General features: G+C 44.7%; 16 protein-coding genes. 9 read left to right on the top strand and 7 right to left on the bottom strand.

Annotated elements, in window-relative coordinates:
- The first annotated feature begins 171 nt into the window (after positions 1–171).
- From FLAVO9R_RS13490 to FLAVO9R_RS13470, 5 genes are read left to right on the top strand one after another with little or no spacing between them, the layout of a single operon-like run.
- Positions 172–804: a prepilin-type N-terminal cleavage/methylation domain-containing protein gene (locus FLAVO9R_RS13490; protein ID WP_159532125.1), complete on the top strand. Its 633-nt coding sequence runs from the start codon at positions 172–174 to the stop codon at positions 802–804.
- Positions 801–1,646: a PilW family protein gene (locus tag FLAVO9R_RS13485; protein WP_159532123.1), complete on the top strand. Its 846-nt coding sequence runs from the start codon at positions 801–803 to the stop codon at positions 1,644–1,646. Before FLAVO9R_RS13490 ends, FLAVO9R_RS13485 begins: the two co-directional genes overlap by 4 nt.
- Positions 1,643–2,206 carry a PilX N-terminal domain-containing pilus assembly protein gene (locus FLAVO9R_RS13480; protein WP_159532121.1) on the top strand — a complete coding sequence of 188 codons (564 nt, stop codon included), beginning with the start codon at positions 1,643–1,645 and terminating at the stop codon, positions 2,204–2,206. Before FLAVO9R_RS13485 ends, FLAVO9R_RS13480 begins: the two co-directional genes overlap by 4 nt.
- A gap of 14 nt (positions 2,207–2,220) precedes the next feature.
- Positions 2,221–6,303, top strand: coding sequence for a PilC/PilY family type IV pilus protein (locus FLAVO9R_RS13475; protein ID WP_159532119.1), 4,083 nt, complete (start codon positions 2,221–2,223; stop codon positions 6,301–6,303).
- Entirely contained in the window at positions 6,300–6,767 is a 468-nt protein-coding gene (locus tag FLAVO9R_RS13470; protein ID WP_201299269.1) for a type IV pilin protein, read from the top strand. Before FLAVO9R_RS13475 ends, FLAVO9R_RS13470 begins: the two co-directional genes overlap by 4 nt.
- A gap of 4 nt (positions 6,768–6,771) precedes the next feature.
- Here the strand turns inward: FLAVO9R_RS13470 and FLAVO9R_RS13465 are convergent, their stop codons facing one another.
- Genes FLAVO9R_RS13465 through FLAVO9R_RS13450 form a run of 4 tightly spaced genes read right to left on the bottom strand, consistent with a single transcriptional unit; the run spans position 6,772 to position 9,295 of the window.
- Positions 6,772–7,275: a PulJ/GspJ family protein gene (locus tag FLAVO9R_RS13465; protein ID WP_159532117.1), complete on the bottom strand. Its 504-nt coding sequence runs from the start codon at positions 7,273–7,275 to the stop codon at positions 6,772–6,774.
- Entirely contained in the window at positions 7,262–8,197 is a 936-nt protein-coding gene (locus FLAVO9R_RS13460) for a hypothetical protein (protein WP_159532115.1), read from the bottom strand. The genes FLAVO9R_RS13465 and FLAVO9R_RS13460 overlap by 14 nt, the downstream gene beginning before the upstream one ends.
- Positions 8,187–8,786, bottom strand: a complete 600-nt coding sequence (locus FLAVO9R_RS13455) for a hypothetical protein (protein WP_159532113.1) — start codon at positions 8,784–8,786, stop codon at positions 8,187–8,189. The genes FLAVO9R_RS13460 and FLAVO9R_RS13455 overlap by 11 nt, the downstream gene beginning before the upstream one ends.
- Positions 8,780–9,295 carry a GspH/FimT family pseudopilin gene (locus FLAVO9R_RS13450; protein WP_159532111.1) on the bottom strand — a complete coding sequence of 172 codons (516 nt, stop codon included), beginning with the start codon at positions 9,293–9,295 and terminating at the stop codon, positions 8,780–8,782. The genes FLAVO9R_RS13455 and FLAVO9R_RS13450 overlap by 7 nt, the downstream gene beginning before the upstream one ends.
- A gap of 79 nt (positions 9,296–9,374) precedes the next feature.
- On the opposite strand from FLAVO9R_RS13450, the gene FLAVO9R_RS13445 reads away from it, so the two are divergent.
- On the top strand, positions 9,375–9,761 hold the full coding sequence (locus FLAVO9R_RS13445) for a type IV pilin protein (RefSeq protein WP_159532109.1): 387 nt from the start codon (positions 9,375–9,377) through the stop codon (positions 9,759–9,761).
- Positions 9,762–9,834: 73 nt separating this feature from the next.
- Here FLAVO9R_RS13445 and FLAVO9R_RS13440 read toward each other — a convergent pair whose 3' ends face one another.
- The gene (locus FLAVO9R_RS13440) at positions 9,835–10,404 is read right to left on the bottom strand and encodes a GspH/FimT family pseudopilin (protein ID WP_201299268.1); all 570 of its coding nucleotides are present in this window, start codon (positions 10,402–10,404) and stop codon (positions 9,835–9,837) included.
- Between the two features lie 267 nt (positions 10,405–10,671).
- Here FLAVO9R_RS13440 and nadE point away from each other — a divergent pair, with 267 nt between their 5' ends.
- The gene (gene nadE, locus FLAVO9R_RS13435) at positions 10,672–11,505 is read left to right on the top strand and encodes an ammonia-dependent NAD(+) synthetase (RefSeq protein WP_159532107.1); all 834 of its coding nucleotides are present in this window, start codon (positions 10,672–10,674) and stop codon (positions 11,503–11,505) included.
- A 5-nt stretch (positions 11,506–11,510) separates the two neighbouring features.
- Positions 11,511–11,849 carry a P-II family nitrogen regulator gene (locus tag FLAVO9R_RS13430; RefSeq protein ID WP_129739438.1) on the top strand — a complete coding sequence of 113 codons (339 nt, stop codon included), beginning with the start codon at positions 11,511–11,513 and terminating at the stop codon, positions 11,847–11,849.
- 123 nt (positions 11,850–11,972) lie between these two features.
- Here the strand turns inward: FLAVO9R_RS13430 and FLAVO9R_RS13425 are convergent, their stop codons facing one another.
- On the bottom strand, positions 11,973–12,458 hold the full coding sequence (locus FLAVO9R_RS13425) for an FKBP-type peptidyl-prolyl cis-trans isomerase (protein ID WP_159532105.1): 486 nt from the start codon (positions 12,456–12,458) through the stop codon (positions 11,973–11,975).
- A gap of 53 nt (positions 12,459–12,511) precedes the next feature.
- Positions 12,512–13,510, bottom strand: a complete 999-nt coding sequence (ygfZ, locus tag FLAVO9R_RS13420; RefSeq protein ID WP_159532103.1) for a CAF17-like 4Fe-4S cluster assembly/insertion protein YgfZ — start codon at positions 13,508–13,510, stop codon at positions 12,512–12,514.
- Positions 13,511–13,722: 212 nt separating this feature from the next.
- Here ygfZ and FLAVO9R_RS13415 point away from each other — a divergent pair, with 212 nt between their 5' ends.
- The gene (locus tag FLAVO9R_RS13415; RefSeq protein WP_013783338.1) at positions 13,723–13,980 is read left to right on the top strand and encodes an FAD assembly factor SdhE; all 258 of its coding nucleotides are present in this window, start codon (positions 13,723–13,725) and stop codon (positions 13,978–13,980) included.
- Positions 13,981–14,165 lie beyond the last annotated feature (185 nt).

Genomic DNA, 14,165 nt, shown 5'->3' with positions numbered 1-14,165 from the left:
AGGCACTGCATTGATTTGCAGTGCTTTTTTTTACGCTGTCGCATGATGGTAATACAAACTTATACGTTTTATGATTGCTTATACCTTGAGCAAGAAATATTTAGCATAGAATGCTAAATATAAGGTTGTGTCTAAATTTTAGCGTGAATGCCACCGTGCAATGCAGGGACTATGAATCGAACGATAATCACTAGTGGATTGAACAAACAGCAGGGCGTCGGCCTTATTGAAGTGCTTGTTACTTTGTTCATTCTTGCGATTGGGTTACTCGGGGTTGCTGCACTTCAATTCACCGGTTCGTTTGCCAACAAAGATGCTATTAGCCGAACGCAAAGCGAATTTGTTGCGGCTCAAGTTGCAGAGCGCTTACGTGCTGCTGCGCGTGTGGCAACGGTAGGTGATGGCATGGTGGTTAACAACCAATATTTCAATGCAAGTAATTACAACTTCACCGGGCTCACCTGCTCGGGTTCCACCCATCCTTATAAATGTTTTTGTTTGAGTCGTCCTTCTGGGGTGCCCAATTGTGAAACCGCCACCTGCAACGAGCTGGATATGGCTAAATACGATGGCTGGGCACTCTCATGCGCGGCAGTGCAAACTAACCCTCAAACCACATTGTCGTTAACCTGTGCAGATAACAATGCAGCGGATGTTTACAGTTGCAGTGCGGGCTCAAGGTTGCAAGTTATTTTAGCATGGCCAGTAGCATCAACAGGTAATCAAACGTATACCTTAAACACGCGTTGCAACCCAAACGAATCAGACAGCAATGCTTGCGTCATTAAGGATTTAACCTTGTGAAGCGTGTACAGGGTTTTTCGCTTGTAGAGCTAATTATTTCATTGGTATTGGGGCTGGTTATTTCTGGCGCTATCATTCAAGTGCTGGTAAGCAGCAGCGTAACCAATACACTAAACCAAGCTGTTTCTCAGGTTCAGGAGTCGGGCCGGTATATAACCAGTCGGCTCACCGGAGAGTTTTACGAAATAGGTCGCTACGACCTTATTACTGCCAGCGTCGATGACTCTGTAGATACCGTATCAGAAGCTGCGTTTGTTCAAAACAACCCGGTTAGTTTAGTTGGAGACTTTTCGGCTAATGCCAGCCTAGGTAGTACTCAAGCATCAAGTGGAGCGAATGATCAGCTAGTAGTAAGCCTGCTTGCACTTGAAGACTGTACGGGAAATAAACATGGCTATGCTGCGGGTGATGAGTTCCATGTTGTGAATCGTTATTTTGTGAGTGGGACAGAGTTTAAATGCACGGGTTACGATGGCCGAGTTTTACGAGGCCTAAAAGCACAATCCGTTTCACCGACTACCGTGACCTTGCTAGACAATGTCAGTAATTTTCAACTTCAGTATGGCGTCAGTGATGTTGCTGAGGATTCCAATGGGCAAGCTATAACCTATGTGACAGCAGACAAGTTGTCAGCGCTACGAGCACAAAATCAACAAGTAGTTGCGCTGCGCTGGGGGATCTTACTTAAAAGCTATCAAAACCAAGTGCAGCAAACCTCAGCTCCTACTTTTGCACTACTTAATGAAAATGCGGTGACCTTAGACTCAGCGCATTACTATCAGGTGTTTACGAAAACGTTATCACTTCGAAATATGAAAAATTTTGTTAGGAGTATCCGATGAAGCAGCGCGGTTTGGTCATGGTGTTTGCATTGCTGGTACTACTTTCCCTTACTATTTTAGGGGTAAGCGCCGTAACTAGTAGCTTATCTCAATCTAAAATGGCCATGTCTATGCAGCAAAGTGGCTTAGCATTTGATGCTGCAGAAGCGGCAATTGCGGGCGTCTTTTTTGAGTCGGAAGATGAAGTCTTGTTAGAAGATAGCACTAAAACAGACCCTTTATCAGCTGCTCGCCAAATTGCGGCCTTTGATCCAGAAACCGCATCAATGAGTTGTTTTGATGAAAATGAATGGACCGACAGGTACATGACTGAAAGTGGTCTCTCTACGGGCAGTGAGCACACCACAAACGGCACGTATCAAACCCTGGCAGGTACTAAGAGTTGGTCTCGTACCGCGTTTATAAGAGAGCAGGCATGTAGGGGCTCAAGCAACGTGATTGGTGGTAGCAACGTAAATTGCCACGTGTTCATTATTAGAGGCTGCGGCAAGGTAGGTGCCAAATCCACGGTGGTTGCAAACTCCCTAGCGGCATCAGTGTTTGGCCCCGCATCACAATAAGTAGAGTAATAATTATGAAACGCGTGAGTAGTTTTTTTGTCTCGGTAGTGATGTTTTCTTGTATTGGCTTTTCCGCTGTCGGTGATGATTTGGATATTTACTTAGGTACCGCGTCAGAGTCGGCTACTTATAATCCAAATGTACTCTTTATTATGGACACGTCAGGCAGTATGACGGGCAAAGATGGCACCGGCCAATCGCGTATTCTTAGAGTACAAAACGCACTTAAAGAGGCGTTAACTTCAGCCACCAATATAGATGCCGGCCTTATGCGTTTTTCCGACTATGGTGGCCCTATACTCTTTCCAGTAAGCGGGATTGACGATGCTATTCAACCAGAACTCATCACCTCAACCGGTTCAAGTAGTCATGATGCGTCAGAAATCAACGGTACCGTAAATACTAATGCTAACAACCTAGTGTTGAGCTCTGGCACGAATATAGTCACATCAGGCATGCGTTTTACTGAGATGAATATTCCTCAAGGGGCAACGATAGTCAGTGCATATATTCGTTTTACATCAGAAAAATTTAATATAGCAGGCACCACACTCACGATAAGCGGTGAGGCGTCGGCAACTAGCACGGCATTTTCCACGGCATATGACAACCTTTCGTCACGAACTAAAACCGCATCAAAAGTTGAATGGATAAGTAACAATGACTTTCCTTCTGCTGATGAGGTTATTGCCACGCCTGATATTTCATCGGTTATTCAAGAAATTGTAGATTTGCCACAATGGTGCGGCGGTGATGACCTCAATATTCTTATAGAGGGCACAAGTTCAGATACAGCAAGCAGCCGAGAAGCCCGAGCATTTGATTCTGGGCAAACTGGGTCCCCGCAATTGGTGGTGTCTTATGATGATACAACCGCTACAGGTTGCATCAGCGGTGAAAGCGTTTACCAGGTTAGCCGTTCTAACGACAATATAGAAGAAAACAACAAAGGGTATGAAAATACAGGCTCAGAGCTTACTTTCTCAAGCAGCTATAACAGTTATATAGGGGTTCGTTTTCAAAACGTAAACATCCCTCAAGGAGCTGAAATTTCCGAAGCCTACATAGAACTTACTGCTTATAGCAGCTACAACTACAATAACTCGAGCATGTTAATTCGCGGTGTTGCTGATAATGATGCTGACGACTTCTCTTCTGGAAATCGTTATTTGCTTAGAAATATTGGCAAAACGTCAGGTGTAACTTGGACTATGGGGTCGTTTTCATCGGGCAATGATTACGCCTCACCGGATATTTCCGGCGTAGTTAAAGAGATTGTAGATAGAGCGGGATGGCAATCAGGTAATGCGATGGCGTTCGTGTTTAGTGACTTCACCGGCTATCGAGGTGCATATACCTACAGTGGCTCTCAGTCATCCGCGGCAAAATTAGTAGTTAAATTCAATGGTTCAGCCTCGCCTGGGCAGACATCGACAGTGAGAGAACACCTTATCAGTAAAGTTGATGAGCTTACTGCCAGTGGCTATACGCCCATTGTAGATACGCTGTATGAGGCGGTTAACTATTACGGTGGCAGAGACGTTGATTACGGGCTAACCCGTGGTAACTACAATGTTTCAAACACGGTAAGGAAGAATACGCGAGTCAGCCACAGAAGCGCGTATTTGGGCGGTGATGCTGTTCAACCAAACGGGTGTTCCGATGACAATCTATCTGATAGCGACTGTATTAATGAATATATTCCTAGCGGGGCAACCTATATATCACCGGTTAGCGATCTGCAATGTCAGACCAACAATCATATTGTTTTGCTGTCTGATGGGGAAGCAAACAATAACCACAGTGTATCTCTTATCGAATCATTGCTAGGCGATAGCTGTACAGGTAGTGGGGGTGAAAAGTGTGGTTTGAGTTTAGTTAAAAATGTCAGCGATTCGGATACATCGGTTATTGGACGTCGGGTGATCACACATACAATAGGGTTTGCCGCGAATAGTACCGCCAACAATTTCTTGAATCAGCTGGCAGTGCAAAGTGGTGGCGGATTCTATCAAGCTGATGACAGCGCAGAACTGCTTGAAGCATTTAACACTATTCTTCGTTCAGTAAAGGATGTGAATTCTACTTTTGTATCACCCGGAGTAGCGGTGAATCAGCTTAATCGCTTGACCCATAACGACGAACTCTACTTTGCGTTGTTTAAACCCAGTGAAGGTGCTATCTGGCCGGGTAACCTTAAGCGTTACCGATTAGATGGCGAGGATATTTTAGATCAAAACTCACTGGTTGCGGTAGATGGTGATACGGGATTCTTTAAAGATAATTCCCATAGCTTTTGGTCGACTCTTGTTGATGGTAGTGATGTTCGAGAAGGCGGTACCGCGAGCAAAATGACGTCTAACCGTAACTTATATATCTTCGATGGTGCTGGAACTATTGTTCAATCTAGTAATGAACTGCATGAAAACAACGAGGATATTACAGCAGCAATGATGGGGGTTGATGACGAACTCGACGCGGAAGAACTTCGCGAAGTGCTGCTTAAATGGGCGCGGGGCATAGATGTTAAAGATAATGATGGAGATGGTGATACCACTGACTACCGGCTTCAAATGGGCGACCCCATTCATTCTCAACCTGTGGTGGTTAATTACGGCAGCACCGATTCAGCCATATTAGTTGCCACAAACCAAGGTATGCTGCATTCGTTTGACGCTGAAACCGGCGAAGAAAACTTTGGCATTATGCCTAAAACGTTGCTGCCTAACTTGCACCACTTTTATGAAGATATCTCTACGTTTAATCATGTTTATGGCTTAGACGGTGAAATGGTATTGCGTACGGTGGGAACTTCGACTTACCTGTATTTAGGTATGCGCCGAGGTGGCCGGAACTATTATGTGTTTGATGTGACACAGAAGACGTCGCCCACCGTTAAGTTTGTAATCGCAGGCGGTACCTCGGGTCTTGAGAAATTAGGGCAAACATGGTCGCGTCCCACCATCACTAAAGTGCGCTACGGCAGCCAAGAGAAGAATGTCATGATCATCGGTGGCGGTTACGATGAATCGCAAGACGATAAGTCGGTGAGAAGTGCTGATGCCATTGGAAATGCAGTTTATATGTTCGATGCAGACACTGGAAGCTTACTCTGGCACGCCAGCAACACTGATGCCGATTTGAATCTGGTTGATATGAACTACAGTATCCCGGGTCGAATATCCGTGATTGACAGAGACAACGATGGCTTCGCTGACCATATGTATGTCGGTGACATGGGCGGGCAACTGTTTCGCTTGGATATTTATAATGGCGAGTCGGGTAGCAACTTTATAAAAGGTGCGAGGCTGGCTGATTTTGCTGGGGACACCGCCGAAACCAATCGTCGTTTTTATTATGGCCCTGATGTTTCGGAAGTTGCGTTGGGTGACGAATTGTATTATGCCGTTGCAATGGGAAGTGGATGGCGAGCATCACCGCTTGATGTCACGGTAGAAGACAATTTTTATATGCTCAAAGACGATAGTGTATTTAGTCGCGATGTGAATGGTGAATATACCTTCATGAGCACCGTGTCTGAGTCGGATTTATATAATGCCACCGAACATTTGCTCACGAGTAGCGATGAAACTGAGCAAGGCGTGGCCGCATCCAGCTTTGCAAATAAAGCGGGGTGGTATATCGAGCTTACGACCAAGGGAGAAAAAGTATTAGCGTCACCCTTGATACTAGATTATAAAATATTCTTTACTACTTATGTACCTGCCGTAAGCAGTACCAGTTTGTGCGCGCCACCGTCCGGAAATAGCAGGGCATATCTCGTTAACTTATTTAATGCTAATGCCGTAACAGACCTTAATAATAATGGTGAACTCGATAGTTCTGACAGATCCGTAGAGTTACAGCAAACGGGGATCGCACCAGAGACTAAAATTCTTATCGAAGATATAACTAGCCCTGTGGTGTGCCTTGGTACCGAGTGTGCCTCTACCGTTATCAGTGTCGACGATGATGGTAACGAAGAGGCCTGCGGCTCAGTGTTTGAATGTTTAGCGCAAAATATTTATGGTAAGTTTGAACGAATACAACGAGGCAGTTGGCATACAGAAACTGAGCGAGAGGATACATCTCAGTGATTATTAGTAACGAAAGAAATAAAGGCTTTTCCCTTATTGAATTAATGATAGTCGTGGCGATTGTTGGCATTCTTGCCAGTATTGCTTACCCTTCGTATCAGTCTTTTATGACTGATGGGTATAGAGGGACGGGGCAGGCGGATTTGTTGGCATTTGCTGCTGCAATGGAGCGCCATCATAGTGGCTCATTTAGTTACCAAGGTGCGGGCGCGGGCGGCGGAAATACGGGGGCGCCGACTATATTTGCCACTTATTCGCCTTCAACAGAAGCCGCGGCTAATAAACGCTACAACCTCACCATCGTGTCTGCTGATGCAACCAGTTATCAGCTCAAAGCAACACCAGTAAGCGGTTCTGCGCAGGCTGCTGATGGCGCGCTATTCTACTTTAGCGATGGACGGAAAGGTTGGGACGTGAACAATAATGGGTCGTTGGCGGCGGGCGAGTATTGTTGGTCTTGTTAATTCACTAGGGTTTTGCGGGTGATAGTGGCACTAACGGCCCCATGCTCACCACATCTTGCCAACTCGACTGATACGGCGGTGCAACGATAAATGTCAATTGTTGAGTAATAACTTGGCTTTCAAGTTTTTCTTTTTCAGTAAGTCCTTGCACTTCATCAAGCGTGCCTTCTACATTTACCTCCTCCTCGGTATTTAGCGCTTCTTCTGTATGGGGCAATTTGGGCAAAGGTTCTATGATTTGCTCTAAGATAACGGCTTTTGCCACGCTCGTGGAATACGAGGGTGTAATGGTGACGTATGAATTTGGGTTGGTGTTCACGTTTATTAGTAAATCAGTTTGGGCGATCTCAAGTTGATGTCGTGCTTGCTGCACTGCGCGAAGTTGCTGCCACTGTCCGAAAATTTGCTGATAAAGCTTAAGGCCGGCGGTAAAGGTAAGCGCAAAGAGTCCTGATGCGATAATTACTTCGATTAGTGAAAACCCTTTGGTCAATTTAATTGAAGTCATGCCAACTCCCGGGTATGGGTTGCATCTTTTGCAAACCACGAGAATATTGAAGGGTATGTAATACGCTTACATTGAAATCGATGTGTCCGTAGAAAAACGTAGAAACATCTGCATTGCTTACCATAGCGCCTACGAATTTGGCCGAAGCGGCGATAGTGGCTTTAGGGTTTGTAGGCATACTGGTATCGCTTAACATCACCACTAACCCATAAATTTGTGCATGGGATTCAAGGGTGAAATCACCTTTTTCCACAACAAGTAAAACGGGATGATTCGCTTCCCCTATTGTTTCACTCGACGAAATATAACAGTCACCACGAACCCATATAACGAGTTTACCGGTAAGAGCTTCGCACTTATTTGTTATAAGCGGCTCTGAAAAATACATCGGCGTAAAGTGGCTATGATCTCGTTCAAAAAGATGAGGAAGTATGGCGTTGGTACTACCGGTTACCAAGCCAGTGGTAGGAAGACGAACCAATGCGGGATGGCGTAAAAAACCTTGCCGAACAAAGAGTGAAGTCGCAGGGTGGAGCATGGCCACTGTGAATAGGGTTAAATATTGAGAATCCTTCCCAGCGTAGTCAGTGGCCGTTACTGTTGCTCGTGTGAATAAACTTGCGGTTTGCCGCCAATCATCGCTGGTACGCAACTGCTCTGTTAATAGCGTTAAGTCGTTGTGCAGTGTATTCATCACCTCAACATAAGCAAGGCTGCGCTTGTTGGCTTGAAACTCGCTTGTCAGCAGTGAACTGGTTGCCCAAAGTGCTAGTGTTATTAAGCTTAACAGTATACCCACGACACTTAACAATACGGCGCCTTTTACCTTACTAGGACATTTCCTAGCGCTTGCGTCTCTTGCACCTATCACATGTGTTTGGAGGGCTAGTGGGAATGAGTAAAAATCGGCGTTATATTGCATTGGCAACTCGTATATACAGATGTTGCTCGGCGCTCAGTTTTGCAGACGCTTTACTTTGAAGGGCAAGCTTTACCTTGTAAACAGGGGCACGGTTTACCTCACCGTGAAGGGATATAGTGAATTGAGTGACGTACAATTCTGATGCGTCGGTAAGATCATGCCATCCACCTTGTGCGCAACTTTTACTTGCTACACGGTACTCAAGTGCTTTATTGCGCAACCGAAAACCCAATAGCTCGGCTGGATCTTCATGGGTAATGTCTCCGTCAGCATTTTTATCATAAGAAAATAACACACAAGAATTTTCAACCTCTAGTGGATGGTGGCTGATTTCAATAGAGGGCGGTAGCAATACACCGTTGGCAAAAATCTCTTCAAAGGTGCGAGCTACGTAACCCGCCCGCTGTAGTTGTAAAGAAAGAGACTGACTCAAAAGACGTAGTTCACTGTGCAGTGCGAGTTGCTGCTGAAAGTAACCTAATTCCTTGGAAATGGTAGCAGCCCCCATGGCAGAAAAAAGCACCAATGTTGTGCTGATGGCCATGGCAATGGTGAGCTCTACAAGGGTGATGCCAGATGACGTTAACATAGAGAAACATCCTCAAATGCGGGAGAGGCGCAATACCGTACTCGACCAAGATTATTAATAATAACCTTGCCGGTAAATCGTGCGTTACTTAACGTGACGGTCATTGCGCTGCCGAAGCTCATCCCATGAGTACCATCGAAGGTTAACAACGACTTTTTATTGGCTGGATTAGCAATCACTGCATTATAACTTTGCATCATGAGCCGCTTGTGTTGGCCAAAAACATGGCAACTGCTTGCTACATTGCAATCGCAGTCATTAGCAGAAGTTACGCTGATGCAATGATTAACGGACGAGTCGACTACCAAGGTAATCGGCTTACGCTCAGCGATAGCTAGTGTGCGGGCGTATTTTGCGATGTCAGCGGTATGCCTTAATGCACTTTTCATGGCGATGACTTGCCGCCATTCAACAAAAGAGGGAACCGCTATGCCAGTAAAAATGCCCATTATGCAAAGTACCAGAAGCAATTCTAATAATGAAAATCCATCTGCTTTGAATAAAACCATGCTTTAGTCCGGTTATTTGTCATTTGTTTGCTGTTAGATTTACAGCATAGCGAATCAACCAATAGCGGGCTGCTGTACCATGGAAGGGAAAATCAATTTAATTAAGGGACGGGGTATTACGTTAATCGAGCTTTTGGTCGCCGTTGCGATTGTGGGCATTATTTCTATGTTTGCTATACCTAGCTACTCATCAACTATCGCCCTTGCGAACAAGCATGAAACCATTAGTTACTTACTTTCTTTGCAAATAAAGCAAGAAAGGTACTGGTTAAGCGAAGGTAAATACGCAGGGCTTAGTGGATTACCGGCGCCCAGTATAGACGGCGTCACATTGACATACAGCGAATCTAAGGATGGGAATTATAGCATTGCAGCGTCTTTAGGCTTTTTGGATGAGTCCAATCCTTGTCGGCTGCTAACGATCACGCCTTATGAGAACTTACCCCATGGATGTTGGGGAAGATAGCCTGTTTTTCGTACGTGGTTATGATTACTTCAACCCTAAAGGAGGCCTGCGCTATAGCAAAAATCGCAAGGCATTAGGTGCAGGTAAGGGCTGTGCCAGATAAGTCTTCGTTAACGCCATCGTTGTCACTGTCGATGGCGACGGATATTCTGCCGTAGAGTGATAATAAGAGGGCTGAAGCATATGAAGCATCTTTACTCTTTGGACAAATTGTTATGGTTGCACTGGTACTAATACTTCCTTGTTCAGAAAAAGAAATAGCACCAGAAATGCCACTGATTATGTTACCAGTATTTAACGGATCGCTGCTGGCAATAAGCGATTCGCTACTGTCTCTGCTTCCGTTTGCGTTTTCATCAATAAAGACCATTTTCGCGTTCGCCCAATCACTTACACACGTATCGTAGTTCGTGGTAGGACAAAGTATTACATCAAACTGCTCATTGACGGCACTAAACCGAGCTTGCTGTGCAATAGCGCTTAACGTATTGATATCGCCGGTCACTCTATTTTTGACTAAAATAGTATTAATAGACGGGGCAACCACCCCTACTAAAATGGCCAAAATGGCTACGGTAATTAGCATCTCTAAAAGCGTAAAACCGTACTGAAGATGCATAGTGCTAGAAGACTCTGTTTTCACTGATATTTTTTTACTAAGTTAATTTAATACTGATCATAGCGTTAGCCTCAATTTATACAACATTAGATGCAAACACGCGCGAGTATTCAAGGTAAACCAATTTGCCTCAAGAAGGGTATAAAAAAAGGCATGTAGGCATACCCCAAGATACAAAAAGTAATGAATTTTAGTGATTAATGAAGTTTGAATTCTTTTACCACTAACATCTAAGGCGAGTTTATCGTAAACTCAGATATCAGGACGCCCACTCACTAATTGGACATTATAATGCAAAAACAAGCAGTTATTGAAGAAATGAAAGTGCTGCCTGAAATTGATGTGGCATTTGAAGTTACTCGTCGAGTGGCTTTCATTAAAAAGCAGCTTCTTACGTCAGGTTTAAATTCACTGGTGCTAGGCATTAGTGGCGGTATCGATTCTTGTACTTTGGGTAAATTAGCCCAGTTAGCAGTGAACGAATTAAACCAGGAAAAGCATGAAAATTTTCAGTTTGTCGCCGTTCGTCTACCTTATCAAACGCAGGCCGATGAAGCTGATGCTCAGTTGTCGATAGACTTTATTGAGCCTTCCCATTCTGTAACGGTTAATGTTCAGCCTGGGGCAGATGCCATTCACGCTTCTACCACTGAGTCATTATCAAATGCTGGCTTATTGCCTGAAAGTGAAGCAAAGCGTGACTTCGTTAAAGGTAATGTAAAAGCACGAACCCGTATGGTGATTCAGTATGAAATTGCCGGCATGGTTGATGGATTAGTGTTAGGCACAGACCATTCAGCTGAAAATATTACGGGTTTTTATACAAAGTATGGCGATGGAGCGTGCGATTTAGCGCCTTTGTTTGGGTTGAGCAAACGCCAAGTTCGACAACTGGCCTCGCACTTAGGCGCGCCGCAAACTGTTATTACAAAAGCGCCCACCGCCGATCTCGAAACTCTCGCGCCGCAAAAAGCTGATGAACAAGCCCTTGGCATGACGTACGATCAAATTGATGACTTCCTAGAAGGTAAATCAGTTTCCGCCGAGGTAGATGAAAAGTTGTTGTACATTTATCAGCGTACTCAGCACAAGCGCGTACCTATTCCAACCATTTATGATGAGTAGTTACCATGAAAAAGATTGAAGCGATAGTTAAACCGTTCAAGATGGACGATGTAAGGGAAGCATTAGCCGAAGTTGGTATTGCTGGAATGACAGTGTCTGAAGTAAAAGGCTTCGGACGACAAAAAGGACATACTGAGCTTTATCGCGGTGCCGAATATCAAGTGGATTTTCTGCCTAAAATTAAGATTGAGTTAGTGCTTGATGATGAGCGCGTCGAGCAGGCGATAGAAGCCATCGAAAACTCAGCAAAAACAGGCAAAATTGGTGACGGCAAAATATTCGTGTTTAATGTTGAAGCAGCAGTGCGTATTCGTACTGGTGAGCAAAACGAAGACGCGATATAAATAGTCGCTACTGAGTAAAGACAAAACCTTAGCGTTGCATATAGGTAACGTTAGGGCGGATATCAAAAAAGGGAGCCTTTGGCTCCCTTTTTAGTTTTATTGCACTTACGTTAGTAAGGCAAATTAGTGGTCGTGACCACAACCGCCTGGCGTATGGGCATGGCCGTGCTCTAATTCTTCCGCAGTCGCATCGCGTACATCAACCACTTCCACATCGAAAGTAAGTGGAATACCTGCAAGCGGGTGGTTACCGTCTACAACCACTTCATCATCAGATGTCTCGATAATAATAACCGATTGTTCACCTTCTGGTGTGGTTGCACGAAAAGACATGCCAACTTCAACGTCCATGCCTTCAAACATTGAACTAGGTACGCGCTGAACGAGTTCATCGATACGTTCACCGTAGGCTTTCTCTGGTTCAACAGACAAGTTGAACTTCTCGCCTTTTTCTTTCCCAACCAATGCGTCTTCTAGTCCCTCAATAAGAAAGCGGCGCCCTTGAAGCACTACAAGCGGCTCCTTACCGGCTGATGAATCAAGCTCGGTACCGTCTTCGGTTGAAACGGTGTAGTGAAGGGTGACAACGCTGTCAGAGGTTATAGTCATAATTTGTCCTGTAGTTTTGCCCTACTGGGCGGTGGTTTTAAATTTATTAATGCTTATTTACGGTTTTTCACCAATGAGCTCTTTGCCTGCTCAATGCTGTACGGTAAAGGGTTAGGGTAGCAGGTAATTTCAACTTGGTCAGCTAGGCGATGAATATCTTGCTCAGTGGTATCGTTTGAAAGCACAGCCATGAACCATGTTTCTTCGCTAAGTTCAGCCTTACGAATTACCATGCCAGCGCGACGCCAGTTCTCGCCTAATTGCTTTTCTAGCGTATCGCCAGCGTTAATGTGAAACGCTTTTGGCACTGAAAAGCTATAGGCAGCGCGCTTGTTTTTGCCTAAAAAGCGTGTGCGAGCAACCACTTCTTGGCCCATATAACAGCCTTTGTCGAAATCGATACCGTTAAGTGCCTGTACGTTCATCATCTGGGGAACGTACTCACTGATGCCAGTTTCTTGAATAGAAGGTATCGCACTTTCTATCATAATAGCATCGTATACATTTTGTTCAAAAATGGCGCCGTTAGTATCTTTTACTTTTTGCTCAAATTCAGCGACTTGTGCGCAATCCAGTACCACATAATAGCCAGCCCGCAGAGTATCACTTTTAAATACCCACCCCGCATCACTATGAACACTAGCCAATGGCTCACTCGGAAGGGTGTCGAAATAGCTACTAAGTAACATCTGCCCAAGGTTTTCACCTAAGAAAAATTGCGTGTACTGATTTGTTTCCTCGGATATATCTACCTTTGAAAACACACCATACTTATTCAACTGAGCAAGAGAGTGCGCACCTGAGTCTTTGTTGGTTAACATATAAATTGCATTTTCATGGCGACTCACAAAAGAAATAGACCAGCTCTTTCCTTTATTGTCGCAATGGGCACAATGCCTCACCGTATTCTCATCTAAGGCGTTGATGTTGACTGTCACTTGTCCATGCAGGTAGCTATCAGCTTGCTCGCCTTCTAGCTTTATCAGCATGTTGTCATTTAACTTAATTGCATAGTGCGAAGGTAAATCAGAAAGAGTCGTTAACGCTGTCATCAAAGATTCCGAATGAAGAATTTATAATGTAGTAGGTGAGGGGGTTGTGGGTTTTATCAAGGGGAACCCCTGAGATTATCGTATTTTGTGGGTAATTCGTTTATCACAAGACGCTATTGATACGAGTTTCTGTCTAAAAGGGCAGTGATCCTTCGCCCATCACCGTGGTAATATGATGATAGTGTCAAAACAATAATTAAGAATGTGGATATATGTTTGAGCCAAAAAGACGGGCTAGATTAAAGTGGGCGTGCCGCAGAGGGATGTTGGAACTTGATGTGTTGCTCATGCCTTTCGTAGATGAAGCCTTCGATTCGCTTGATTACGAACAACAAGAAATATTCGAACGCTTACTTACCAGCGACGACCCGGACTTGTTTGCCTGGTTTATGGGCCATCAGCAATGCCAAGATCCAGAGCTAGCTGGCATGGTGTCTACTATCGTTAATCGTGTCAAAGTACAGGGTTAAACTCAGTTATTCGCCGTGGCGACATGTAGTAGGAATACTCATTCTTATTACAGCTTTAGGCTTCAGTATTATAAATTTGCCTGAAGCCTTGTGGACGTGGGTAAGCCCAAGCTGGCTTTGGTTGTGCGCGCTTGTGTGTGTGCCGTTGTATATAACCTTCTGCCTGCATATATGGTGTAGGTCAA

It is taken from the genome of Alteromonas sp. 38 (assembly GCF_902506055.1).
In the GTDB taxonomy this organism is placed as follows: Bacteria; Pseudomonadota; Gammaproteobacteria; order Enterobacterales; family Alteromonadaceae; genus Alteromonas; species Alteromonas lipotrueae.
Note: the sequence above shows the minus strand (reverse complement) of the source record. Positions and strands in the feature narration are given on the sequence as shown.